This is a genomic window from Methanocalculus chunghsingensis (assembly GCF_018132105.1).
Lineage (GTDB): Archaea > Halobacteriota > Methanomicrobia > Methanomicrobiales > Methanocorpusculaceae > Methanocalculus > Methanocalculus chunghsingensis.
The window spans coordinates 26522-49036 of the sequence record NZ_JWHL01000011.1 but is presented as its reverse complement, the minus strand read 5'-3'; the positions used below and the strand labels follow the sequence as shown (position 1 = coordinate 49036).

General features: G+C 52.5%; 35 protein-coding genes. 6 read left to right on the top strand and 29 right to left on the bottom strand.

The window, feature by feature from the left end:
- The first annotated feature begins 37 nt into the window (after window positions 1–37).
- The 3 genes from RJ53_RS07660 to RJ53_RS07650 all read left to right on the top strand — a co-directional run bounded on the left by RJ53_RS07660 (window position 38) and on the right by RJ53_RS07650 (window position 4722).
- Window positions 38–2227 (top strand): tetratricopeptide repeat protein, encoded by a 2190-nt coding sequence (locus tag RJ53_RS07660; protein ID WP_211531037.1) that lies wholly within the window; start codon window positions 38–40, stop codon window positions 2225–2227.
- A gap of 40 nt (window positions 2228–2267) precedes the next feature.
- A complete protein-coding gene (locus tag RJ53_RS07655) occupies window positions 2268–4316 on the top strand; it encodes an ABC transporter substrate-binding protein (RefSeq protein WP_211531036.1) in 2049 nt (682 codons plus the stop codon).
- 61 nt (window positions 4317–4377) lie between these two features.
- A complete protein-coding gene (locus tag RJ53_RS07650) occupies window positions 4378–4722 on the top strand; it encodes a hypothetical protein (RefSeq protein WP_211531035.1) in 345 nt (114 codons plus the stop codon).
- Window positions 4723–4726: 4 nt separating this feature from the next.
- Here RJ53_RS07650 and RJ53_RS07645 read toward each other — a convergent pair whose 3' ends face one another.
- From RJ53_RS07645 to RJ53_RS07505, 29 genes are all read right to left on the bottom strand, one after another.
- A complete protein-coding gene (locus tag RJ53_RS07645) occupies window positions 4727–5071 on the bottom strand; it encodes a DUF2769 domain-containing protein (protein WP_211531034.1) in 345 nt (114 codons plus the stop codon).
- A gap of 65 nt (window positions 5072–5136) precedes the next feature.
- The gene (gene cmk, locus RJ53_RS07640; protein ID WP_211531033.1) at window positions 5137–5667 is read right to left on the bottom strand and encodes a (d)CMP kinase; all 531 of its coding nucleotides are present in this window, start codon (window positions 5665–5667) and stop codon (window positions 5137–5139) included.
- Window positions 5667–6293, bottom strand: coding sequence for a DUF106 domain-containing protein (locus RJ53_RS07635; protein WP_211531032.1), 627 nt, complete (start codon window positions 6291–6293; stop codon window positions 5667–5669). Before RJ53_RS07635 ends, cmk begins: the two co-directional genes overlap by 1 nt.
- Before the next feature lie 14 nt (window positions 6294–6307).
- Window positions 6308–6880 (bottom strand): adenylate kinase, encoded by a 573-nt coding sequence (locus RJ53_RS07630; RefSeq protein ID WP_211531031.1) that lies wholly within the window; start codon window positions 6878–6880, stop codon window positions 6308–6310.
- A gap of 8 nt (window positions 6881–6888) precedes the next feature.
- Window positions 6889–8322, bottom strand: a complete 1434-nt coding sequence (gene secY, locus RJ53_RS07625) for a preprotein translocase subunit SecY (RefSeq protein ID WP_211531030.1) — start codon at window positions 8320–8322, stop codon at window positions 6889–6891.
- An 18-nt stretch (window positions 8323–8340) separates the two neighbouring features.
- Complete coding sequence (locus RJ53_RS07620) at window positions 8341–8763, bottom strand: uL15m family ribosomal protein (protein ID WP_211531029.1); 423 nt, start codon at window positions 8761–8763, stop codon at window positions 8341–8343.
- A 6-nt stretch (window positions 8764–8769) separates the two neighbouring features.
- The gene (locus RJ53_RS07615; RefSeq protein WP_211531028.1) at window positions 8770–9231 is read right to left on the bottom strand and encodes a 50S ribosomal protein L30; all 462 of its coding nucleotides are present in this window, start codon (window positions 9229–9231) and stop codon (window positions 8770–8772) included.
- The gene (locus RJ53_RS07610) at window positions 9231–9851 is read right to left on the bottom strand and encodes a 30S ribosomal protein S5 (RefSeq protein WP_211531027.1); all 621 of its coding nucleotides are present in this window, start codon (window positions 9849–9851) and stop codon (window positions 9231–9233) included. The genes RJ53_RS07615 and RJ53_RS07610 overlap by 1 nt, the downstream gene beginning before the upstream one ends.
- Before the next feature lies 1 nt (window position 9852).
- Window positions 9853–10380, bottom strand: coding sequence for a 50S ribosomal protein L18 (locus tag RJ53_RS07605; protein WP_211531026.1), 528 nt, complete (start codon window positions 10378–10380; stop codon window positions 9853–9855).
- A 1-nt stretch (window position 10381) separates the two neighbouring features.
- Window positions 10382–10834, bottom strand: a complete 453-nt coding sequence (locus tag RJ53_RS07600) for a 50S ribosomal protein L19e (protein WP_211531025.1) — start codon at window positions 10832–10834, stop codon at window positions 10382–10384.
- Window positions 10827–11246, bottom strand: coding sequence for a 50S ribosomal protein L32e (locus tag RJ53_RS07595; RefSeq protein WP_211531024.1), 420 nt, complete (start codon window positions 11244–11246; stop codon window positions 10827–10829). The genes RJ53_RS07600 and RJ53_RS07595 overlap by 8 nt, the downstream gene beginning before the upstream one ends.
- A gap of 5 nt (window positions 11247–11251) precedes the next feature.
- Entirely contained in the window at window positions 11252–11779 is a 528-nt protein-coding gene (rpl6p, locus tag RJ53_RS07590; protein WP_211531023.1) for a 50S ribosomal protein L6, read from the bottom strand.
- A gap of 12 nt (window positions 11780–11791) precedes the next feature.
- A complete protein-coding gene (locus RJ53_RS07585) occupies window positions 11792–12184 on the bottom strand; it encodes a 30S ribosomal protein S8 (RefSeq protein ID WP_211531022.1) in 393 nt (130 codons plus the stop codon).
- An 11-nt stretch (window positions 12185–12195) separates the two neighbouring features.
- Complete coding sequence (locus RJ53_RS07580; RefSeq protein ID WP_211531021.1) at window positions 12196–12360, bottom strand: 30S ribosomal protein S14; 165 nt, start codon at window positions 12358–12360, stop codon at window positions 12196–12198.
- Complete coding sequence (locus RJ53_RS07575) at window positions 12360–12872, bottom strand: 50S ribosomal protein L5 (RefSeq protein ID WP_211531020.1); 513 nt, start codon at window positions 12870–12872, stop codon at window positions 12360–12362. Before RJ53_RS07575 ends, RJ53_RS07580 begins: the two co-directional genes overlap by 1 nt.
- Window positions 12869–13597, bottom strand: coding sequence for a 30S ribosomal protein S4e (locus RJ53_RS07570; RefSeq protein WP_246496040.1), 729 nt, complete (start codon window positions 13595–13597; stop codon window positions 12869–12871). The genes RJ53_RS07575 and RJ53_RS07570 overlap by 4 nt, the downstream gene beginning before the upstream one ends.
- Window positions 13597–13962, bottom strand: coding sequence for a 50S ribosomal protein L24 (gene rplX, locus RJ53_RS07565; protein WP_211531019.1), 366 nt, complete (start codon window positions 13960–13962; stop codon window positions 13597–13599). Before rplX ends, RJ53_RS07570 begins: the two co-directional genes overlap by 1 nt.
- Window positions 13963–13970: 8 nt before the next feature.
- Window positions 13971–14369 carry a 50S ribosomal protein L14 gene (locus RJ53_RS07560; RefSeq protein WP_211531018.1) on the bottom strand — a complete coding sequence of 133 codons (399 nt, stop codon included), beginning with the start codon at window positions 14367–14369 and terminating at the stop codon, window positions 13971–13973.
- Window positions 14366–14692 carry a 30S ribosomal protein S17 gene (locus RJ53_RS07555; protein ID WP_211531017.1) on the bottom strand — a complete coding sequence of 109 codons (327 nt, stop codon included), beginning with the start codon at window positions 14690–14692 and terminating at the stop codon, window positions 14366–14368. The genes RJ53_RS07560 and RJ53_RS07555 overlap by 4 nt, the downstream gene beginning before the upstream one ends.
- A gap of 10 nt (window positions 14693–14702) precedes the next feature.
- Window positions 14703–14978 carry a ribonuclease P protein component 1 gene (locus RJ53_RS07550; RefSeq protein WP_211531016.1) on the bottom strand — a complete coding sequence of 92 codons (276 nt, stop codon included), beginning with the start codon at window positions 14976–14978 and terminating at the stop codon, window positions 14703–14705.
- A complete protein-coding gene (rpmC, locus tag RJ53_RS07545) occupies window positions 14975–15178 on the bottom strand; it encodes a 50S ribosomal protein L29 (protein WP_211531015.1) in 204 nt (67 codons plus the stop codon). The genes RJ53_RS07550 and rpmC overlap by 4 nt, the downstream gene beginning before the upstream one ends.
- Window positions 15179–15895: a 30S ribosomal protein S3 gene (locus RJ53_RS07540; RefSeq protein WP_211531014.1), complete on the bottom strand. Its 717-nt coding sequence runs from the start codon at window positions 15893–15895 to the stop codon at window positions 15179–15181. It abuts the gene before it with no gap.
- Window positions 15895–16362, bottom strand: coding sequence for a 50S ribosomal protein L22 (locus tag RJ53_RS07535; protein WP_211531013.1), 468 nt, complete (start codon window positions 16360–16362; stop codon window positions 15895–15897). Before RJ53_RS07535 ends, RJ53_RS07540 begins: the two co-directional genes overlap by 1 nt.
- Before the next feature lie 5 nt (window positions 16363–16367).
- The gene (locus RJ53_RS07530; protein ID WP_211531012.1) at window positions 16368–16781 is read right to left on the bottom strand and encodes a 30S ribosomal protein S19; all 414 of its coding nucleotides are present in this window, start codon (window positions 16779–16781) and stop codon (window positions 16368–16370) included.
- Window positions 16782–16789: 8 nt separating this feature from the next.
- The gene (locus tag RJ53_RS07525) at window positions 16790–17503 is read right to left on the bottom strand and encodes a 50S ribosomal protein L2 (protein WP_211531011.1); all 714 of its coding nucleotides are present in this window, start codon (window positions 17501–17503) and stop codon (window positions 16790–16792) included.
- A gap of 10 nt (window positions 17504–17513) precedes the next feature.
- On the bottom strand, window positions 17514–17762 hold the full coding sequence (locus RJ53_RS07520) for a 50S ribosomal protein L23 (RefSeq protein ID WP_211531010.1): 249 nt from the start codon (window positions 17760–17762) through the stop codon (window positions 17514–17516).
- The gene (gene rpl4p / locus RJ53_RS07515) at window positions 17763–18512 is read right to left on the bottom strand and encodes a 50S ribosomal protein L4 (protein WP_211531009.1); all 750 of its coding nucleotides are present in this window, start codon (window positions 18510–18512) and stop codon (window positions 17763–17765) included.
- Between the two features lie 7 nt (window positions 18513–18519).
- A complete protein-coding gene (locus RJ53_RS07510; protein ID WP_211531008.1) occupies window positions 18520–19533 on the bottom strand; it encodes a 50S ribosomal protein L3 in 1014 nt (337 codons plus the stop codon).
- 528 nt (window positions 19534–20061) lie between these two features.
- Entirely contained in the window at window positions 20062–20466 is a 405-nt protein-coding gene (locus RJ53_RS07505; protein WP_211531007.1) for a Tfx family DNA-binding protein, read from the bottom strand.
- 144 nt (window positions 20467–20610) lie between these two features.
- On the opposite strand from RJ53_RS07505, the gene RJ53_RS07500 reads away from it, so the two are divergent.
- From RJ53_RS07500 to RJ53_RS07490, 3 genes are all read left to right on the top strand, one after another.
- Window positions 20611–21453, top strand: a complete 843-nt coding sequence (locus tag RJ53_RS07500; protein WP_211531006.1) for a F420-dependent methylenetetrahydromethanopterin dehydrogenase — start codon at window positions 20611–20613, stop codon at window positions 21451–21453.
- A gap of 75 nt (window positions 21454–21528) precedes the next feature.
- Window positions 21529–21900, top strand: a complete 372-nt coding sequence (locus RJ53_RS07495; protein WP_211531005.1) for a response regulator — start codon at window positions 21529–21531, stop codon at window positions 21898–21900.
- On the top strand, window positions 21897–22508 hold the full coding sequence (locus RJ53_RS07490) for a chemotaxis protein CheC (RefSeq protein ID WP_211531004.1): 612 nt from the start codon (window positions 21897–21899) through the stop codon (window positions 22506–22508). The genes RJ53_RS07495 and RJ53_RS07490 overlap by 4 nt, the downstream gene beginning before the upstream one ends.
- Window positions 22509–22515 lie beyond the last annotated feature (7 nt).

Here is a 22515-nt window from a genome sequence, read left to right as displayed (position 1 = left end):
GAGAGTATCTAATAACAGAGACAACCTATTCTGATCTATGAGTCCTGCGGGTCAGATACGAGAGATTCTACAGGATCGCTCCGAAATGCTTGAGACGATCCAATCCCTTTCATCTGAAGATACGAAAGAGTACTTCATCGACACAATTATCCAGGCATTCTTCCTCAGGAGAATCGAGACAGACCCGGCATTTCGTTGGAGTATCTGCCTGACAATCGCTTCTGACGAAGAGGGATCAGCACTGATCCGGAACGCAATCGGAGCCCTCGTTTCAATGACCCGCGAAGAAGGGCATTGGTGGACGGCGCACCCGATCACTGCATCAGACAACATCTGCACCCTCTTCTCTGAAGCCACGGGCAGCTCCCCACAACACTGGCAGGCGAAGAAGAGAGGGATACTCTATACAGAGATGGCATATCCGACTGCCTTCATGACCTCCCCCCCGGAGCGGCCGTCCCTGGTGCATCCGATGGACCGGACAATCTTTGGTCTGGTAGCGGATACATCAGATCTCCTGAATCAACTCGATGAGGGGGATGAAGGTATATCAAACCTCCTCAGACAGACGATCACGGAGATCGCCTGTGACTGGTTCTGCCATCATACACGGGAAGATGCCATCACTATTCTGAACCGCCGGTATCCGGAGGGGGGGTGGGAGTCACTTCTCAGCCGCTGGTTTGCATTCGAGGAATCTGCAGATACCTGTATCAGAGCAGGAAGATACGCTGTTGCAACCCACCTCATCGGAGCCGCCCGTGCAATCTATGCCCATGCCCTCATTCGGACTGAGGATCCCGCCATCAGACAGATCTGCTATCGTGAGATGGGTCTCATCTCCCGAAATCTCGGAGATGCTGAGAGGGCGGCAGCGGAGTTTCATTCAGCACTTGAAGCAGCTCATGCAGTACAGGGAGGCGGATCTCCTCCGATCCTCGATGAGCTCATCTACCTCTGTGAGGCTACTGACCGACTCGGCCTCTCGGAAGAAGGGGATACATACTACCAGCGCATGATCAGGATTGCAGAAAGTCTTGACGGAGAAGTAAAGAACCGGATCTATACACAGATCGCAACCTCATGCCGACGTTCACGGCGATTTGATCGAGAGTATATGGTTCTCGAAGAGCTTATCACAGATCCCGATATAGACGATGCGATCATGACACGCCTTGGTGTCATGAACCAGGCGATGCGATCCGATGGAACCCTCGATACCGAACGCCTCTCATCCCTTGAAGATAGTGCAGAGGGGGATTATACACTCATCCGTGGCATTCTCGCATTCGGAGCGTTCCAGTTTGCCGATGCCGTGATATGGTTTAAACGATCCTCTTTCATCAGGCCGACCCCAGATTCGAGGCTCTGGTACGCACGTGCTGCCTGGTATGGAGAGCAAACCCCACTCAATGATGATCTGCAGAAGGATGATCTCCTTGAGACCCGCCTCATTTGGAGACTATCGGAGACAAAAAATATCCGGGAGGCATCACGACTCCTTCTTGAAGGCGATTACGGGGATGAGGCGTATGACGGGCTTCTCATACTCCTTGAAGCGATGAAAGAAGAAGGACTGATGGCATGGCGTATCGGGATGACGGATCTCGTCGTGCATGCTCCAATCCCTCCGGCAAGAAAGACAAACCTGCTCTGGATCATCGGAAAGATACTTGCCGAATGTGGATCAAAGGATGGTCTTTCCATCTATCGCAAGGCTCTGAAGCTGACAACCGACAAAGATGCACGATCAAAGATCTTCTCAGATATCGGGTACTGGTATGAAGCTCTGGGAGATTACGTCCATGCCGCTGATGCGTACCGTCAGGCGATCACAATGCATCCGGCATTTCCCGGTGGCTGGTATGGGTATGCACGGGCGCTTGCAAAGAAGGGCGAGTATGATGCTGCCCTGAATGCGATTGATGAGGCAGTCCGGTACGCACCTGGGAGAGGAGATCTCCATCTCTTTCATGATGCCCTCATCCGGCGAAAGGAAGCAGATCATCTCCCTGCAGATCTGAGAGAACAGATCAATGAGATCGACCGCCACCTCTTTCTTCAGGGTCAGGAGATTCCGGGATCTCTCCTGAGGAGATATGCGGATATACACGGAAGAACTGAGAGGATCATAGATGATGACCTGCCGAAGATGGTACCTCTCCGTGAAGCCCTTGATATCCGCAGCCGCATACTTATGACGTTTGGCAACAATCAGGATGCCTGAGAAGTATGGTGACCCTTCCATATAGTAAAATGGCAGGGCGATGAGAGAAGTTATCTTCTTCATCATCGCCGCTCTCGTCCTCTTCATCGTCCTGAGTATCACCGGGCTGCCATTTGGTCTTGACCCCGGCTCACCTGACGATGCTGTACCTGTGGCAGGTGATCATGCAGTCCTTGTCCTCCTCCCACTGACCGGACCGGATGCTTCTATCGGAGAAGCCCAGGAATATGGGATCCGCAAGGTTCCCCCGATGAGTAACAATTCGGTTACCCTCTTCATCGAAGACACGCGGGGAGATGATGAGAGGGCCTTACAGATTCTGATGGAGTACCTTGATACCAGAGATATCCACGGTATTATCGTTTCAGGAAATGAGGTGCGGGATGCCCTTGTGCCCCAGTCTGAAGCATTGCAGATTCCAATGCTGGCCATTCATGCCCCTGTCAGGAGAGACGATCAGAGCCCGGGAAGATACCAGATCAGCTTCACACCACCGATTGAAGAGGAGATAGAATACCTTCTCCCGTTTCTGAAGGACTATCACGATATTGCAGTCATCTATCCTGCAACCGAAGATGGAGAAGAAAATGCGGCACACATACAGAACCGTATCCCGATTGTGCGGATGATTGCATATCATCCGGAGGATGAGGATTTCAGCGAACTTATCCGGCCCCTCCAGGCGATGCAACCTGAGATCTTCATCATCTATGGCGACAGGGAGGTACCGGCAATCGTCTCTGCGATCAGGAGCCGGGGTGCAAACCCGGTCATTCTCGTCTGGGAGGAGGGAGGGATCGCACTTCGGGAGGATAACCGGGATCTCGCTGAGGGAATCTTTATTCTCGTACCGAAGGGAGGAGATCTGATCCTCTCCCCTGATGAGGAAGAGGGCAGAATACTGCCGGAGAGTCTCGTCTTTGAGGCATATGACGCAACATGGACACTTACACGGCGAATATCCGGTTGTGGAGGAGATCCCAGCTGTGTCGCCGGATGGTTCTGGAAGAGATCCTATACCGGAGCTCTCGGAAACGTCACCTTCAATGAGAGGAGGGAGGCGGGCTATTCATTTGAGATACGGCAGATACGGCTCGGTGAAGCAGAAACAACCAGGACGATCAGAGCACCTCCACATCTCCTGACCATCCGGGTAGAGAGCGGGAGTGCGGATGACTGGTTCATGGCAGATGTACAGAGGGGAGTGGATACCGCACTCTCTATCATCAATCAGGAGCACACATCTTCATTTCCTCTCGCGGCAGGGAGCGGTATTCCCACACTCTTCGATGCACAAGTTGCTGTCATATTTGATCAGCCCGGAGATGATCAGGTACCGATCGGAAAGATGAAGATCACGCCGGACGGAAAGACATCAATCGGCGATGGAGCATCGGATCCAGCTCTTGAGATCGGTCTTGATGAAGAGGAGTATCTCAACCGGTGCTTTGATATCCTTGATACCAACAGGGAGGAGAAAGCGATACGACTCATCTTTCCGGCAGAACAGGAGGACATGATGAACCATATTCAGGAGGCCGCTGAGGGACGCGGGTACATGGTCAGCACCATTGCCATCTATCATGACACCGGGAATATCGGGGATGCAGTCGCCTCAATACTCACGATGCCCAGGGACGAACCTCTCTTCCTCTCCGCACGAACCCCTGACGAAGGGCTCCTGATCATGAGAGATCTCTATGAGAGTGGATCTCTCCCCGAAACAATCATCACCATCGGTGATGCATGGAAGTCAGATGCCTTTATCCGTCCGTCACTCGCCTTCTCTGACGGAATCCTTGCCGGTGCAGTCTATACACGGGAATATGTTGGTTCGTCGATTGCGATTCGGGATATCAACTCTCTCCTGGTCAGGCAGAGCGGCAGAGAGCTAAACGATCTCTCTGCCCGTGCATTCACCGGGGTGATGCTCATCGCAGATGCTGCAAACCGATCCGGAAGTACCGACGCTGCCGCAATCAGATCCGCCCTCACGGCCCGGCAGATGACGGTGGAGTACGGTGCCCTCTATAAAGAGGGGACAATAGTTGTTGTGATGAGGAACGGGGTATACCGCCGTTATACCTGAACATCCTTATTGAACCATGATGGCAGATCCCCTGATATGGGAGAAAGGGCAATAGATCTTTATGGCACGTGAGTTGACACCTTTTGATATCGGAATCCTCAGAAAGCTCGCCCCGGAGTGTGAGGATCTCATCTGTGGAGGGGCACGGACCGAATACCGGTCGATCCTCCCCCCGGTTGCAAACCATTACTCCCGTGATGAACAGGATTTTGCCGAACGCATCTCACTTCTCACCGATGATGAGCTCGAATACCTCATCGGGTTAATGGAGGACGAGAGCGAGGGGGTCGGGTGCCTCTCACCCCTCTTCTTCTCTGTCTTTCTTGATCTCGTCACAACCCGGCTCTCAAAAAGGGTCAGCCAGAAGGTTCTCTCAATCTATGAGAACTCCGAAGGCTGCGGATAAAGGTTCAGTATACCATATCACGCATCTCAAGGACGGAGAGTATTCTCTGCTGCTGCTCTGTTCCCCTGGTACAGAAGAAGGTCTTCTGAAACCCGACATCAAGGTAGACAGGGCACCTGGTGCAGATGCACCCCTTCTCCTCATCGATGATACAGTCATCCCGGCTCTCTCCGATGGTACAGAAAGCACGGTCGCCTGCACGTTCAGCACACTCCCGGTATGTCGGGCATGACGGACAATGGCAGTGTTCCTTTCTTGTGAGAATAACACCAGCCCGCTCAGCTGTGCTGAGGATGAGCGGGTGATCGGTTACGAGAGCAGCAAATCGTTCAAATCTGTCGATATCCATACATGTATCCCCAGTTCTATGGAGGGTAAATTATAATAAAAAAGTATCGTGAGAGAGAACCGGGTTTACCGGTGGAGAAGTTCCTTGATCGCGGTCACAACAATGGTAACGAGCGGACCACGTCCAAAGGTTTCAGAACTGATGACGATATCATACCATGAGAGATCAGAGATATCAATCCCATAATATGTCATATAACGATGGGCTTCTGAGCGCTCCCGTTCGATGGTGACGGCTTTTGCAGTCTCACCATCCTGGATATCCCGATCCGCAATTCTCCTCGCCCGACATTCAGGGCCTGCTATCAGCCAGATCCGGAGATCGGCGTTATCGACCATCCTCCCGGCAAGCCGCCCCTCAATGATGATATCATCAGACTGCTGGCCAATCTCCTTCTGCCGTTCATCTATCAGGCGGTCGATAGAGCTGTCATCTTCAGCAATCCTGCCAAAGGAGGCGAGATCAAGTCCCCGCTCACGGGCAAGATCGCGGAATACCTCGCCGGCTGAAACGTATCGGTATCCGAATTCTTCGGCGAGTGCCTTCCCAAGCGAGGTAGTACCACTTCCGGGAAGTCCGCTGATCGTGATCCGCATCAGATGCCCCCGATATTGAGGGCTTTTCTGATCACCTGGCTGACGGTGAGTGAGCAGATCATATACCAGAGAATCCATGCAGGGATGATCCAGACTGCCATATCATTTAATGCAATGATCCCTTTGAACGGGAAGACGATGGCTGTCTGCATGGAGAGGGCTGTTGACATCTCCATCTCATGGAGACGGTGGAGAAGCCAGAAGAAGATTGGGACGGTCAGAAGGATGATATATGCCATCGGCTTGAACTGCTGCTGGCTCATTGCAAGTTGCTCCTGCATCATTGCATCGCGTTTCGCCTCAAGCTTCTTGACGGCCTTTTCATCATCTGAGAGCTGTGCTTCCCGGAACTTCACCTGGAAATCTTTCATCCTCGCCTGTACTTCCTGCATCTTCTCATAATCGATGGTGTACTTCTGTATCAGTGACGCGTACAGACCGGTCATAGCTGAGAGGAAGAGGATGACGGCGAAGAATGGAACCCCGAAAGTATCGGAGAGAGGTCCGATGAAGAGATCGATCGTCTCGGCAATACTATTACGAACTCCCTCGACCGCATATGCAAGCATCAGGCCAAATGCCAGAATGAAGGCGATATACGTTCCATACTTCTTCAGGGTCTGCATATTCCGGCTCCCAATTAACGGAGTACCTCGGCGAGGGCCTTGACACCCTCCTCAAGGAGATGATCGGCGTTAACTACCAGGGATACCGTACACCCGGTCAGCATTGCATATGATGCAGCGAAGGCACGGTTCATCTGCTGATGCTCACGGATTGAACCCGCCCCCTCCATATCCCTGACACGGGTAGCATCAGAGAGCCGGCGAAGGAGGATCTGATCATCATCAGTCTCGACAAGAACGATAGTATCAGGCATCAGGGCAGTGAGAACCCATTCGGGGAGACCGGCAAGATATCCTGCCGGGGTCTTTACAGATGCGTGGGTATCGATGATGATATTGCCGTCAATCGCCGCCATCTTCTCTGCGGCAAGTTTCTGGAGACGTTTTTGTTCTCTTCTATCAAGCCTCCGCATCTGATCGCGATCCTCTACCAGGCCTTCGCCCTGTGCAACCTCGAACATGAATGATCCGAAGTTTATACTCTGATACTCTATCCCCTCTGCTTTGAGGGTCTCGAGAGTCTGGGTGATCACCGTTGTCTTTCCGACACCCGGGACACCTGTGATGATGATCTTTTTTCCTGCCATTACTTCATTCACTCCTTTCCAAAGAATGTACGCATAAACGGATACATCTCCATGATCTGTTCGCTTGCGATCTGTTCATAGAGACGGTAGACGATACTGACCGCCAGGAGGAGACCTGTACCACCAACTGCGCCAATGACACCAAAGAGGTTTGCAACAACCGAGAGGATACCAACGAAGACACCACCAATGACAGTGACCCGTGGGATGTACCGGTCAAGATACCGCTCAAGAACTGCGGGGCTCCTACGATATCCAGGGATGTGCATTCCACTGTTCTGTATCTGACGTGCGACATGGCTTGAGTCAAGGCCTGCGGTCTTCACCCAGAAGAGAGCGAAGATCGCTCCACCGACGACCATAACGATGGTATCGATTCCAAGACGCAATAAGATCTCCCATGGCGCATGGCCGAGATCACTCATCCACCACATCCAGTCCTCCGGGCTGTTGATGGGTGCCAGATAATACATGATACCATCCAGCGGCTGAAGGCCGTCGAACCGCCCGAAGATAGTGATCCCCATACTTGAGAGGAACATCCCAAACATCTGGATGTTCGCCTGAAGGACACGGACAAGGATCATCGGCAGAACACTTGCATAGATGAGTTTTACCGGGAACCGTGCCCGTGATCCCCTGACATTTGCATGGGCAAGAGGGATCTCAATCCTGGTCGACTCAACATAGACGATCACAAAGAAGATGATAACCGTTGTGATGAGGGCGATGACATTTGGTGTAAAGTACTGAAGGAAGTTGCCGCCATCCAGCAGGATCGCAAAGAGACGGGGGAAGAAACCGATAGGATACTGGTCAGTAACCGGGGTCCAGTTCAAAAACCCGTTCATGATACCTAGTGACACACTCGCGACGATGAAGAGACCAACGCCCGAGCCGACACCCCACTTCGTCACAACCTCGTCCATCAGGAAGATCAGCACACCCCCAATACAGATCTGGAGAAAGATCAGGAGTGATACCGCAAAGAGAGAACCTCCAAAGAGCGTCGCTGCAATGACCGGATCCGGCTGTAGAAAACCACCAACAAGGTTTGGAGCTGCATTAAGGATGATCATCACAAAGATGAGCATCTTCTGCAGGCCCATGTACATAACCTGTCCACGTGCATCAGAAGTGTCAAGCGGGATGAGATCAGCACCTTTGAGGAGCTGGAGGACGATAGAAGCGGTCACAATCGGACCTATCCCGAGATGGACGATAGATCCGCTCTCTCCTGCAAGGAGTGCACGATAGAACTGGAAGATATCCATCGAGTCCGGTGCAAGTCCAAAGACAGGTATGTTTGTCAGAACAAAATATAATAACAGAATAGCAACGGTCCACAATAGCTTGTTTTTAAAGTGGACATGCCCCTCCGGGGCCTTCACTGATGGCATCTTTGCCAGCAGAGGCTCCATTCGATCCAGCAGCTCACCCATAGGTCACCAAAAAAATTATCAGAGGGCCAGTGCCTGGCCACCGAGCTCTTCGATCTTTACTTTTGCACGTTCAGAGAAGGTCATTGCGGTAAGGTTGATCTTATGATGAACCCTGCCACCTCCAAGCACCTTCTCAATGCCGATATCCCTGGCATCAAGAATAATGGTACCTTCCTCTTCACGGGCAATCCCCTGCAGAACAAGCATGGGGACCATCTGATCAATCTCGCCGATATCAAGTACCGAGACCTCGGATGAGGTCGGATTGACAAAACCATGCTTTCCTTCACGCTTGCCAAGAAGATGGAAGCGGGTGAAGTTGTGGTCGCGCCATCCAGCGGCTCCACGACCACCACGGTTTCCTGCACCACGACGGTTCTTATGTGTACCGCCGCCACAGGTCCGTGAACCACGGTATTTCGATCGCTTATTGACTGGCATTACACCTCACCTCATCTTATACAGGAGAGAATTGATCTCCTTACCATAATAACCGAGCGCTCCGCCCTGGTTAAAGGTCCGCTTGATGGTCTTATATCCCTTTCTTGGGGGGTGCATCCTGAGAACCGGCTTCAGCTCAGGGATATCCCTGAGTTTAACCTCCCCATTTGCGAGCGCCTCTGCAAGTTCTCCAACAGATCCGTATGTTGAGGCATCCTTCAGATACTCATCGGTGAGAGGCTTATTTCCAGTCAGCCTTCCCCGGGTCCTGAGAATCGTCTCAAGTGTCTCTGCATCCACTTCGCCATATGCAACGAAGTCCTTTACCTTGCGGATCATACCGAGGTATTCCGGAGTCTCCGGAACGAAGACGCAATGGTTGATGTGATGGAGACGGAGCATCTTGAGTGTCTCCTTAATCTCATGGCGGGTTTTGACGGTACCACGTACCTGCACGACTGCGTACATCAGTGCCGCCCTCCTCCAATACGAACCATATTTGTCTGCTTCAGGGCCTCATAGGTTGCCTTTGCATAGTTTAAGGTTGTCCGGGTATTTCCTTTGGTCATTACCCAGACATCCCGGATACCGGCGAGATCAAGAACTTTCTTCCCGATCTCACCAGTAACAAGACCGATACCTTTTGGTGCGGGTCTGAGGGTCACCCGGACACTGCCTGCCTTTCCTTCAACAAGCATTGGTGTCGAGTGCGGATTTCCACAGCCGCATTCCCAGCTGCCACATCCTCTTCGTACTTTGATAATGTTCAGTTTGGCATTGGCGATCGCCTTTAAGATCGCTGCGCCGACCTGAACATCCTTGCCCTGACCATAGCCGATATATCCATCACGGTTTCCAACGACAACGACTGCCCGGAACTTGATCCTTCTGCCGGAGTCGGTCATCCTCTGCATCATATCGATGGAGAGAACCTCATCACTGAGGTCGGGGAGGAAGGCATCAATGATACCTGCCTCTTTGATCGGGCGGCCGCTTGAGAGCACCTCTTCAAGGGATGAGAACTCCCCTGCTGCGACTGCTCGTCCAAGGCCGGTGGCAGGGACCCATTCTACACGTTCATATGCCATGTTACTCAAGCTCCTTCATAATGGCGTCTGCCACCTCTTCCACATTACCAACAAGTCCGCCAGCCTTCTCCGGGGCATATGCGGCGATATGTGTGCCTTTTACCCGATCATCGTCAGGGAGGATATCCTCACCGTGTGGGATGTCAAAGCCGGCTTCAACAGCACCTTTCAGTGCTGCAAAGACCCGGGCTCCCTTTGTTGCCCGGTTCAGGCCAATATCAAGGATTCCACCTTCATACCCTGCATTCTGGGCACGAACCGCACAGAGCATCCCTGTCAGGTATGCCGCAGGGGTGTTGCCGGGGTATCCGGTGTATCCGAATTTTTTCAGTTCATTGCTGGTTGCCTGGACAATTGTCCTGTCCCCGGTCATCTCAGCGGTTACGAGCTGAACGATGATCTGGCGGGAGGTCTTCCTGACCACAAGCCTTGGCCTTCTGGAGATGATAAGGCGAAGACGCTGGTAGTAATCTGTCCTGCCCTCCTTCCTTCGCCGGAAGGGGACGAAATATCGTGCACCTGTCGCCATATCAGTTCACCTTTCCAATCTGCTGTTCAACATTCTGCTTTAAGTGAGAGACGCTCCGGAACTGTCCACCTGCAGCCCGGCGATAGAATCTCCGGTACACTGAGGCATCGATGACACCGGTCTCGCGCATCTCGCGGAGGGTTGCACGGAGGGCCCGAATCCTCTGGATCCATACCCTCTTGGACGGGGTTCGTGCACCCTGTGCACCCTTTCTCCGACCATGACCTTTGCAATGGCCATAGGAGCGCTTTGCGATTCTCAGACGGGCGCGTCCACGGCTGACACCCTTCTTCTGGTGTGCCTTGATTGCCCCCTCGTCGATGAGCCCACGGATATCCTCACGTGAGACTGCAGACTCAATATCGCCGAGCTGTTCGGGATCAAACCAGACCCGGTTCTCTCCACATTTGAGCACTGCTGCTGCAATACGCTTCTGCGTGCTGAGATCACTCATCGTCGGTCACCTCATCGCCTGTTGTGGTCTCTTCGACGGCAACTGCGACCTGATTGAGGACTTTAAATCCTGCCTCAAGAGCCTGTGCCTGAATAACCATCCGCTTCTTCATACCGACTGTTCCACCAATCCGAATCGCTGTGGCCCTGGGGTCAAGGGATGCGAGTACCGATGGAGTCTGTACCAGGGTTTCAGGTAACCCACATGGGTGATACCCTCTGACAGCAACCGGCCCAGCGAATCCCGGTGCCGGGATGCGGCCCTTTGCTTTATATTGCTTTCGCTGTTTACTCTGACCACCACGGGGTCTCCGCCAGACATCCTTCAGCTTTGCCTTTGCCTGAAGACACTGGCGTTTGAATGAGCCCCTCTTTGCGGTGCGATCAGAAATCAGCTTCTTGATACCAACCATCTGGATCACGCCTTCATTATTCTGTATATGCCGTCCTGGAAGACACGGGGATCACGCTTTCTGATCTTTGTCGCCTTCTCGATGTTGGCAGCGGTATTACCCACCTTTTCCTTGTCGATACCACTCACAAAGACCTCGTCAGATCCGACCTTCACCGTGACACCATCAAGTATCTTTGCGGTACGGGTCATCTTCTCACCCAGGAAGTTGCCGATCTCGAGAACTCCTGGTGTGAGCTTGAGCTGAATCGGGAAGTGGCTGTACACCACTTTCATCTGGAGCTCATATCCCTCAGTGACGCCTCTGCACATATTGCGGATATGAGAAGCATAGGTCCCGACCATGGCAAGAACCGACTTCCTTCCTGATGTCGTTTTGATCTGAACGGAAGCTTCCTCAATTGTAACGACGATCCCGGGATAGAACATAGTACGCCGAAGTTCGCCCTTTGGCCCCTTCACGACGATCATATCCCCTTCCTTTGAGATGGTGACACCTGAGGGAATCACAACATTAACACTACTGTGTACCATTGTCAACGCACCTCAGTAGACGTATCCGACGAGCTGCCCGCCGATTCCAGCCTTTCGGGCCTGTTCATGAGCCATGACACCCTGAGAGGTGGTAAGCATCAGAATGCCAAACCCTTTGGCCGGAAGGTACCGTGTCTCCCATGATTCCATGTCTTCCGTCTTTACTGAGAACCGGGGTGAGATAGCTCCACATTTATTGATACGACCGGAAAGCTGGATCTTGAACTGTCCGCCTCTGCCATCATCAATATACTCAAACCCTGCGATGTACCCATTCTCCTGCATGATGCCGAGCATTGCACCAAAGAGCCTGGATGCTGGTTCTACTGTCACCTCAAGCCTGCCCGCATCTCCGGCATTTTTGATGGCGCTCATCGCATCGGCAATTACATTCTGTTGTGTCATAATCCGGCCACCTAGTTCATCTTCTTAAAGCCCATCGTAGGTGCCCACTCGCGGAAGCACTGCCGGCAGAACATGATATGATAACGGCGGACAAGCCCCTGCTTGCGGCCGCACATCCTGCATTCGTTGCTCCCGTAGGAAGCTTTCTTCTGAGGGGTCTTTCCCTGTGCTGCCATTATTCAACCACCTCGACGTTGAAGCGCTCTTTCATAAACGAAACAGCCTCATCTTTCCTGACATGCTGTTTTGTCGGGAGCTTCTTCTTCTGTGCTGACCGGCGTGCGATCCTGACGCCTTTCTTCTCGATGACAACGTTGATGTCCATCCCATAGATACCGATCTGCGGATCATAGGACTGGCCGGGGTAGTCGGTATGTTCTTCGACTCCAAAACCGAAATTCCCGTTCTGATCAAACTGTTGCGATGAGATCTTCTTCTCGATGATAGCAAGAGAGGTCTCAAGGAATGACTCGGCTGCTGCTCCCCTGAGGGTGAGCTTACACCCCATGACCTGACCTTTTCGGAGACCGAATGCCGGGACAGTACGTCTGGCGATGGTTCGGACAGGCTTTGCCCCGCCACAGATTTCCGTCATCAGGGTCTCTCCCTTAATGAGCTTATCTCCGCTCTCACCAACACTCATATGGACGACAATCTTATCGACGTAGAGCTCTTCCATCCCGGTCATACAGTAATCCCCCAGATATCAAGGGCTGGCTCTTCCTTTCCTACCATGAAGATGTACGGCTCGATCGTCTCAAAGACCTCGCCTGTCTGAACCTCTTCAAGGCTGACACGGTTTGGAACACTGCCTGGAACCGGAATCACGGAACGAATCCGTGCAACCCTGCCGGAGTGCTGTCCACCAACGATCATCGCAACGTTTCCGACGGCGAAGGGGAAGTGATCACGGATCTCAAAGCGTGGCTGGCCATCGACACCAAGTGTCAGGATAACCGAGTCCTTTGGTCGGTATGTGTTCTCCCCAATAAGGTTGGCTCCATAGAGGAGATTTAACTGGATTTTGCCACCTGGCAGAACGGTCTTGTTATTGATCTTACAGAGCCGCACCTGTGCTGCATCTCCACTGATCTCAGAGGAGGCAAATCTGCCGCTCTTGTCAAGGAGCATAATATAGTGCTTTCCAAGACGCGGGAAGGAGATGGTGTCAAAAACACCAAGACCGATATGTGGATCGGTGCAGACAGAACCGTTCACAATGACCTGACGGTCATGGAGGATCTGTTTGATCTCCTTCATATTCCTGGCAAAGCCCATCTGATCCCGCATCCAGACTGCAATCGGGAGTGCACCTGCGTTGTGCGGACCGGGTGCCGGGGCTGTCACATATTTGCTGACTTTTCGTCCGATGCCCCATGATGCCGGCGCAACTATTCTCTTTACGTGTGCCATTATTCCTTCACCCCGATACGCTCTGCGCGTTTCTCATCATTCAGATTCAGCTTGGTGATCATCACGTTGGAAGGATCAACCGGCCGAGCAACCTCTGTTCCATCTGCCTTCTTGACAGAGACACCATGGACCTGAATCGTCATACGCTTCAGATCGACACCATCGACAACACCTGTTGAGCCGGCATGTTCTCCCCTGAGAACTTTTACCGTATCTCCGGTTACCACTCTGACGCGCCTGTGGCTGTGCTTCTCACGTAGTTCAGGTGAGAGCATCGCATGGAGGAACGAGCCCCGGACATGAATCGGTGCATTGTACCGGATCTTCCTCTGTTTTCTTGGCTGACTGCTTGCAATTCGCACCATAGGACACCTCAGATGATGATCGTCGCCATGGACGCGATCTTCGGATAGCGCGCCGCTACTTCACGGGCTACCGGGCCTTTGATCTCTGTCCCACGGGGGTCGCCACTCTCGTTGACGAGTACCATTGCATTCTCTTCAAATGATACACGGAGACCGTTTGGTCTTCTGAACTCTTTCTTCTGCCGTACTACAACTGCCTTGACGAGCTTCTTGCGCATGTCGGGGGTGCCTTTCTTGACCGAGACGGTAGCGAGATCACCAAGACCGAGTTTCGGCTGGCGCCTCCGCACACCATGATACCGGTCAACCGAGACGATCTCGACGACACGCGCACCGGTGTTATCCGCACAGATCATACGTGATCCTGTCTGAAGTGCGCGGGGAATCTTTGATCCCAGGGCCCTCATGCGGATTTCACCTCAACAACGACGAAATGCGTCGTTTTATTCAGGGGTCTGCACTCCGCTACCCGAACCTCGTCACCAACCTTCACATGAAGGCAGGCAGGAAGGTGGGCATGGAGTTTGGAGGAGCGCTTCTCGTACCGGTCGTACTTCTTAATGAAGTGCAGATACTCACGCTGAACCACAACAGTCCCTTTCATCTTCTCGCTCACGACTTTGCCGGTAATCACCTGGCCGCGCACCGGCAAAGTGCCATGAAACGGGCAATCATCTTCGTTGCACTCATATTCAGGAGGTGCAACATTTAACCCAATGTTTCGTGCCATTAACAACCCTCTATTGTCTGATGCGCATGGTGATCCGCTTCTCAGGCCGACCGATGACGGTCGACCCGATGAGCTCCACCTGCACCCTGTCCGGGAGGGTAACCCGGAATATACTATGTTTCTTCGGAACATGCTTTAATCCAGCGGGTGTGTGGATGATGATCATGTTCTTCGTCTCATCGACGATGAGACCGGAGATACCCTTCTGGGCAGGATTACTAGCATGGACGACCAGAACGTTCAGGCCGACAAATTCATGACGGAGAACGTTTCCGGGCGTGATCATACACGTTTTCTCTTGTTCTGCTCGGTTAATATCCGGGCGATGGTCCTTCGGAGTTCGCGGATCTGACCTGGATTATCCGGTGCACCGCCAGCACTGACCTTGCCATACTGCTGGATCAGTTCTGTCCGAAGTTTGCTCTCCTGTTCAACCAGTTCCACGTCAGAGAACTGGGCAACTTCACGCGCACGAAAGATTGCCATTCAGAGTTCCTCCCTCTCATATTTGTCTTCAGGTGAGGAGATGGTTGAAAGTTCGCGATCGATATCGTCACCGATATCGCTGACTTCTTCCACAACAACATCCTGCTGCCGGGCTTCTACCTTTGGTGGGACGATCTCAAACTGGTCAGGGAGCTGTGCGCCCGGGGGAATGATCCTGACCTGAACACCAATTGTACCAAGTTTCTTGATCGCAACTGCATATCCGGTCTCGACCAGACTGACAGCAGGCTCTCCTGCGTGTTTGATATATCCTTCAACGAACTTCTGCACACGGGATCGTGAGCCGGTCAGTTTCCCTGACATAACAACTTCACACCCGAGGGCACCCGAGTCCATGACACGGCGGATAACACTCGATCCTGCCTTTCTGAAGTACCAGCCACGCTCAAGGGCATTTGCAAGCCGCTCTGCGAGGATCTGTGCATTGAGGTTTGGATTGGCAACCTGCTGAACCTCAACCTGCGGGGATTCGATCCCGTATTCGGTTGCAAGATCGGTAGTGATCTGCCGGACGAGTTTGCCACCCTTCCCGATGACAATACCGGGCTTCTCAGCAAAGATCGTCACCTGGGTGCCGATCGGAGTCCTGAAGATATCCATTCCTCCGTATCCGGCTCTCTTCAGCTCTTTTGTCAGGAACGCCTCAACACGAACCTTCCGGACGCCTTCCTCGACGAACTTCTTTTCTGCTGACATTATTCTTCGACCTCCCTTGCGATGACTTCGATCGTGACACTCTCACGGGCCTTCGGGGTTGCACGCCCCATTGCACGGGGGAAGATGGCTTTCATGGCCCTTCCCCGTTTTGCCGCGGAATGGACGATCTCGAGGTTGTCAGGTGCAAGTCCGGCATACTCGGCGTTCTTCTTCAGTGAGTTGAGGAGACGGATGTACTCCTGTGATGCCTTTACCGGGAAACGGCCCTGGCAGACAACGCCACTGAGGCTCTTCTGATGAGCGACATTTCTCTTAAAGCGCCGGAATGGGATGGCTTTCTTCTTTGCCACGACATCCTGTAAGTAGGCGATCGCGGCATCGACGTTTTTGTTCCTGATGAAACTGGCGATCTCGATGGCGTGTTTTGGGGAGCAGTGAAGCTCGTTTGCCTTGGCACGCACGACGTTGTCGCCTTCTACCTTCATACTATATCCTGTTCGTGCCATGGAGATCACTTCAGTGGAACGTATTTACTTGACCGGGTTGCACCGATACCGGCACTTCCGTGAGAGATTCTCCTCCGGGTCAGGGCAAACTCACCAAGATAGTGGAAGACTCCTTCGACCGGGATCTCAACATTCTGGAATTCTTTTCCGGTGTAGATCTCGATATTTCTTCCGACCATCTCCGGGAGGATGATCATTGACCGGCTGTGGGTTCTGATCTTCTCATCGCCGGAGTGGACCTTCTCAAGGAGATTCTGCTCATCGCGTGTCAGTCCCCGCTGCATCTTTCTTCGTGCACGGGACGGCATGATCGGGAGGAGATCATCGATTGACATCTCCTGAAGAGCGCCAATGGTATATCCATGGTAGGTAAACTCCTCACGCCGCCTCGGCATTCTCTTAACCTGTTTCTTTGCCATAGCTCAGATCACCTCTTACATCCTGTTCTTCGGGCGGCTACATGGCCGACCTTTCTACCAGGCGATGTCCCACGTGAGACCGTCTTTGGTCTGCCGGGATGCTGATGTCCACCGCCACCGAACGGGTGATCGATGACGTTCATCGCAACACCACGGACACGTGGCCACCGTGTTGCCTGTGAACTGACTTTGTGGAAGACCTTTCCTGCCTTCACAAATGGCTTCTCCCCACGCCCGCCGCCGGCAACGAGGCCGATGGTAGCACGGCACTGGTCATTAAACCATTTTGCTGAACCACTCGGCATTCTGACACCGACTCTGCCCTCGGATTTCCCGATGACGAGTGCCTGGACACCGCTTGACCTGACGAACTTTCCACCGTCATTTGGCCGTGCCTCAATGTTACAGACTGCTGTTCCTGTCGGGATATCCCGCAGAAGGAGTGTGTTTCCATTTCGTATAGACGCCTCCGGGCCCCATTCGACGACATCGTCAAGACCCATACCTTCAGTGACGAGAAGATATGTCTTCTCACCGCTCTCGAGCCTGACAAGGGCGATCGGTGTGTGGCGTGCAGGGTCATGTTCGATGCCGATGATCGTTCCCCGGACGGTCAGATCGCTCCTGCCTGCATGGCGGAGTGCTGCTTTGTACTTGTGGGAAGGTGCCCTGTACGTTGGACCACCTTTACCGCGCGCCTGACTGCTGATTCTATGTCCCATCTCAACTCACCTACACGATGCCAAGGCGGCTTAATATCTCTTCAGCGGCTTTGTCATCTTCAAAGCTCACGATAGCCTTCTTGGTTCCTTTGCTTGTCATCAGGGTTCGGACCTCGGAGACGGTTTTTCCGAAGGTCTTCTCGATCTCACGGCGAATGGTCTCCTTGTTCGCTTCTTTCCGGACGATGAACATGAGCTTGTTCTCACGTTCCAGTGTCGCCATGGCTTTCTCAGTAACGGATGGATGATGTAGAACCATTCATTTCACCTCATGGAGTTGCTGCAATGCCGACTCTGTCCAGAGGGTGAGCCGTCCTGCATGGGTCCCGGGAGCAAGGTGTTCTGCATTCAGTTCACCGACGGTGACCGAATCGACACCCGGAAGGTTTACCGCAGCACGGAGAGGGTTCGTCGATGTGACGATGAGTACACTCTTCTTCTGCTTGTACCCTCTTCCACGAAGCTTTCCACGACCTGGCTTTCTGTTTTTGCTCAGTTTCGACCGGGTCACATCGCCCATGATACCGAATGCCTCAAGAACTGAGATGACCTCGGTTGTTCTGGAGAGGTTCTCAAAGGCATCTTCAACAACACAGATGACTTCGTCACCAAAGACATGCCCCCGTCCCCTGACGAGATCAGCGGATGTCGTTGCTGCAATAGCTGAGCGGATAGCGAGAATCTTTTCTTTCTTATTGATCTTCTCGACAAGGATCTTTGCTGTCACCGGCGGGTGGCATGCACGACCGCCACGGGCCTGTGGAACACGGGCAGCGCGGGATCCGTTTCTGATACGCGGAAGCTGGGCTGCACCCCTTCCTGATCCCCAGCTTGCCGCGGATGTCCGCATCCCTGCAAGGGGATCTGTGCCGTGTGGCTGATACCGGGTGCTCTGCAGTGCCAGAACCGCACGCTTGATAACATCAGGGCGGTATGGCGTGTCAAAGACTGCCGGAAGGTCAATCTCCTTTACGGGCGAGCCGTCAAGTGATTTTACTGCTGCTTTCATCTCTGGTTCACCCCTGTTTGCTTTCCAGACTGACGTATTCGACAGTCGGAACGCGTACCTCATGCTCTCCCTGACGGATGGCCGGACGGATACGGATGATACGCTTCACTGGTCCGGGGATCGATCCCTTAATCAGGAGATAGTTGTTCCTGACAAGACCATAGTGGAGGAAACCGCCTTCGGGATTGATCTCTTCGCCATTCCCGCCGATCTTGATGATCCGCTTGTTATATTCGGTTCTCTGCTGGTATCCCATCTGACCGACGTTTGGCACCTGCCAGCGGACATGGTGGGGAGTCCATGGACCGAGGGTACCGATATGGCGCTTCTTCTTTCCACGGGAGTGTTTTCGCTTTCTGATGCTGATACCCCAACGCTTGACTGCACCCTGGGTTCCCTTCCCTGTGGTGACAGCGGTGATATCGGCGTATGCTCCTTCCTGCATGATGGAGGCAAAGTCTACCTCTTTCCCAAGGAGTTCCTGTGCATAGGCGAACCGCTCAGCGGCAGTGCCACCGGCAATACGGATCTCCATCAGATCAGGGACCTTCTTTGGGATACCTGTGACAACCTCGGGGGTTGTGTGCATCAGAAGCATGAATTCTACGACAGAGTCTGCTGCAACTGCATCGTTGATCGCCTGCAGTGCGGCCTGACGGTCATGATTCTTTGGCATCGTGATCCTGTGGGAGAGGTTCTCATTGAGAGACTCTGCCCAGACTTCTGTCATCGGGTGTTTCCCATAGGTATCCTTGCGGTACGCGCGGATGGCGGCAACCTTCATCGCTGGAATCTCGACGACCGTCACGGGGATCATAATATCCTTCCCTTCACTTGGGCTGGATTTATGATCGTCAACCATGATGACATGGGTCATGCCAACTTTATATCCTGCAAACCCCTGCAAAACCGGTTTTCCAGTGTATTTCGGCCAGGATTTGTACTTTGGAACTTCGCTTCGAGCACGTGTCCGTGGGCTGAATGCGAGTGAACCTGAACGTGGCCTGTGAATCTTCGGCATGTATTCTTCAATCCTTCAAGTCTTTCTATCAAGGGCATATGCCCATTCTGCACCGTCTAATCGACCTATACGGAAGATTATACGGGATACTGTGGTCGGAACACCAATTCTCTGAGGCAGTCTGCAAATGATACCGGTATCTGCTGAAGATGCGCATCTCCGATCCAGAGATGGCATACCCCCTCGTCTTCCGATCTCTCCTGCACCCAAATCGGGCTTACCAGTCTCATATAAGAGTTCCTGACCCGGACGCGCTTTCTGTGTAATCAGAAAGTGGGCTCGTTTTCACGTTCGCCCGGCGCGTTCAATCAGACCTGCAATGGTCATCTCGTCTGCGATACCGCAGAACTCACCAGCCTGCACCACAATTGGTAGCAGGGTGATGCTCTCTTCACCCGGTGTGATCGAGGCAGTATGCCTTTCACTCCTGTGAAAGCCTGATTCGGCTTCCTATACTATTGAAGGGAAGAGATTATAAACGTACTGTCAAAAAAGAAGAGGTGCGAATCACAGGTTATTGTTCCGGGATTATTCAAAGAAAAGATCTCCTTTCCCATTTATATAAACATGGATGGTGTCGTGGATGTGCCGGGCATGTATCTTCTCAGGATTCTGTGTCCTGACCCTGTTCATGAGCGTGACCGAGTCATATCTGACTTTGATCCCGATCTTCTCTGCCTCCTGATATATGGTATGAACTGCCTTGAAGAGATCAGCATCGGCATCAAGTGTGCAGAGCACCTCTGCATCAAGAGTATTTACAAAATCAAGAGTCTCCCGAGCCCTTCGAATATTCTCCATCGCAGATTTTTCGATGGTGCAGACATTTGCTTTTGAGGTACTGATCTCATCTGCAATCTGTTGTTGCGTCAGGCCCTGCTTCCTATATCTGAGGACCTCTTTCTGCCGCTCCGTAAGAAGACCATCTTTCATTAATGTACTATATTTTCCCCATTCATTTAAACAACTTACGTTAACAGCACAGGAACGGAAGGCAGAAGAGAAATATTTCAAAATGTTTATATGCCTTTTTATCAAAAGAGAAGTGTTCTCAAATTTTTGAGAGGTGTAATATCAATGGTAGTAAAAGTAGGCATAGCAAAACTCGGCAACATCGCCTCCGGTGTCATGGCCGAGCTTCTCCTCGACGAGCGTGCAGACCGTGAAGACATGGAAAGCTTCATGGCAACCTCCGGAACGAAGATGCAGACCGAGGATATCGAGCGCGTCGTCTCCAACATGAAGGCATGGGGCCCCGACTTCTGCATTGTCGTCTCACCAAACGGTATCCTTCCAGGACCAACCAGTGCCCGTGAGGATCTTGCAAAGGCAGGCATCCCTGTTGTTGTCATCACCGATGACATCACTTCAAAGAAGGATAAGTTCGATGAGCTGAAGGCAAGCAACTTCGGCTACATCATCATGAAGGCAGACTCCATGATTGGTGCCCGCCGTGAGTTCCTTGACCCTGTCGAGATGGCTGACTTCAATGGCAACCTCATTAAGGTCCTCGCACTCACCGGCGCATTCACCAAACTCCAGGTGGCACTTGATGAGGTCATCGACCAGGTAAAGGCAGGCAAGAAGGGAGCGGACCTCGTCCTTCCAAAGATCGTCATGACCGCCGACAAGGCAGTCGACGGCGAATTTGTCAACCCCTACTCACTTGCAAAAGCACGTGCAGCATACGAGATTGCACAGGGAGTTGCCGCAGTTACCGTTAAGGGCTGTTTCATGACGAAGGAATGGGAGAAATACATCCCAATCATCACCTCAGCACACGAAATGATGCGCCATGCCGCACTCCTCTGTGAAGAGGCACGTGAGCTCGAGAAGGCCGGCGACAGCGTTCTCCGCAAGCCCCACAAGAAAGACGGCGTCCTCGTCTCCAAGACGAAGCTGATCAGCAAGCCGGAATAAAACCAATCATCTCTTTTTTATCATTCGTCATCAGTATTATCTGAGAGATTGCTCCTATCTCTACTGGTGATCCAGATGACGACCATTCTCATCATTGATGACTCTTCGTTTCAGCGGACGATCATCAGAAAAACCCTCACGAGTGAGGGGTACAGATGTATCGAGGCAGATAACGGGCGTGTCGCCCTTGGCCTTATTGCAGAGGAGCAGCCGGATATCATCATCGTTGATCTCCTGATGCCCGATATGGACGGGATAGAGTTTCTCACTGCAATCAGGGAGAAAAAGATATCCATACCTGTCATCGTCCTGACATCAGATATTCAGGATGCAACACGAGAGAAATGCATTCAGCTTGGTGCATCGTCATTCCTGAACAAGCCGACACGGGCAGATGAGCTGATACCCGCGATACGGCTGCTGCTCCCGCCCGGAGAGGGAGAATGAATCTCAATAAAAACGAGCTCGATGCACTCAGGGAACTGGTCAACATCGGTGTCGGGAAGGCAGCAGGGATTCTATCTGAGATGACCGGATCCAAAATCGATCTCTCGATACCGGTCATTCATCTCATCAGCGGAGATCAGTATCAGGAGATAGAGGCTGTGCTTGGGGGTGAGCGGTATTCGGCAGTACGTCTCGGTTTTGAAGGAGCCTTCACAGGAACAGCATTTTCCATATTTCCGGCAAAAAGTGCAGATATCCTTATTGCCGCAATCACCGGTGATGAACCGGACCATTGCGGATCGCTCACACATTTCCACTCGATTCATGCTGAGACCCTGATGGAGGTAGGAAATATCCTTATCAACGGAGTAATGGGCTCGATTACAAACATTCTTGGTACCAGGCTTATCTATACCCTCCCTTCATATAGCGAGCAGGCGGTGGCACGACTCATCGAAGAAGCGGGCAGTGATCAACGTGAGAATGTCATCGTCGCCCAGACGCGAATGTTCATACAAAACCTCAACATCGAAGGAAAGATCCTCCTGATCATGGGTGGAGAATCTCTTGACATCCTGATTAAAAAGATACAGGAGATACAGGATTGAGAGGAGG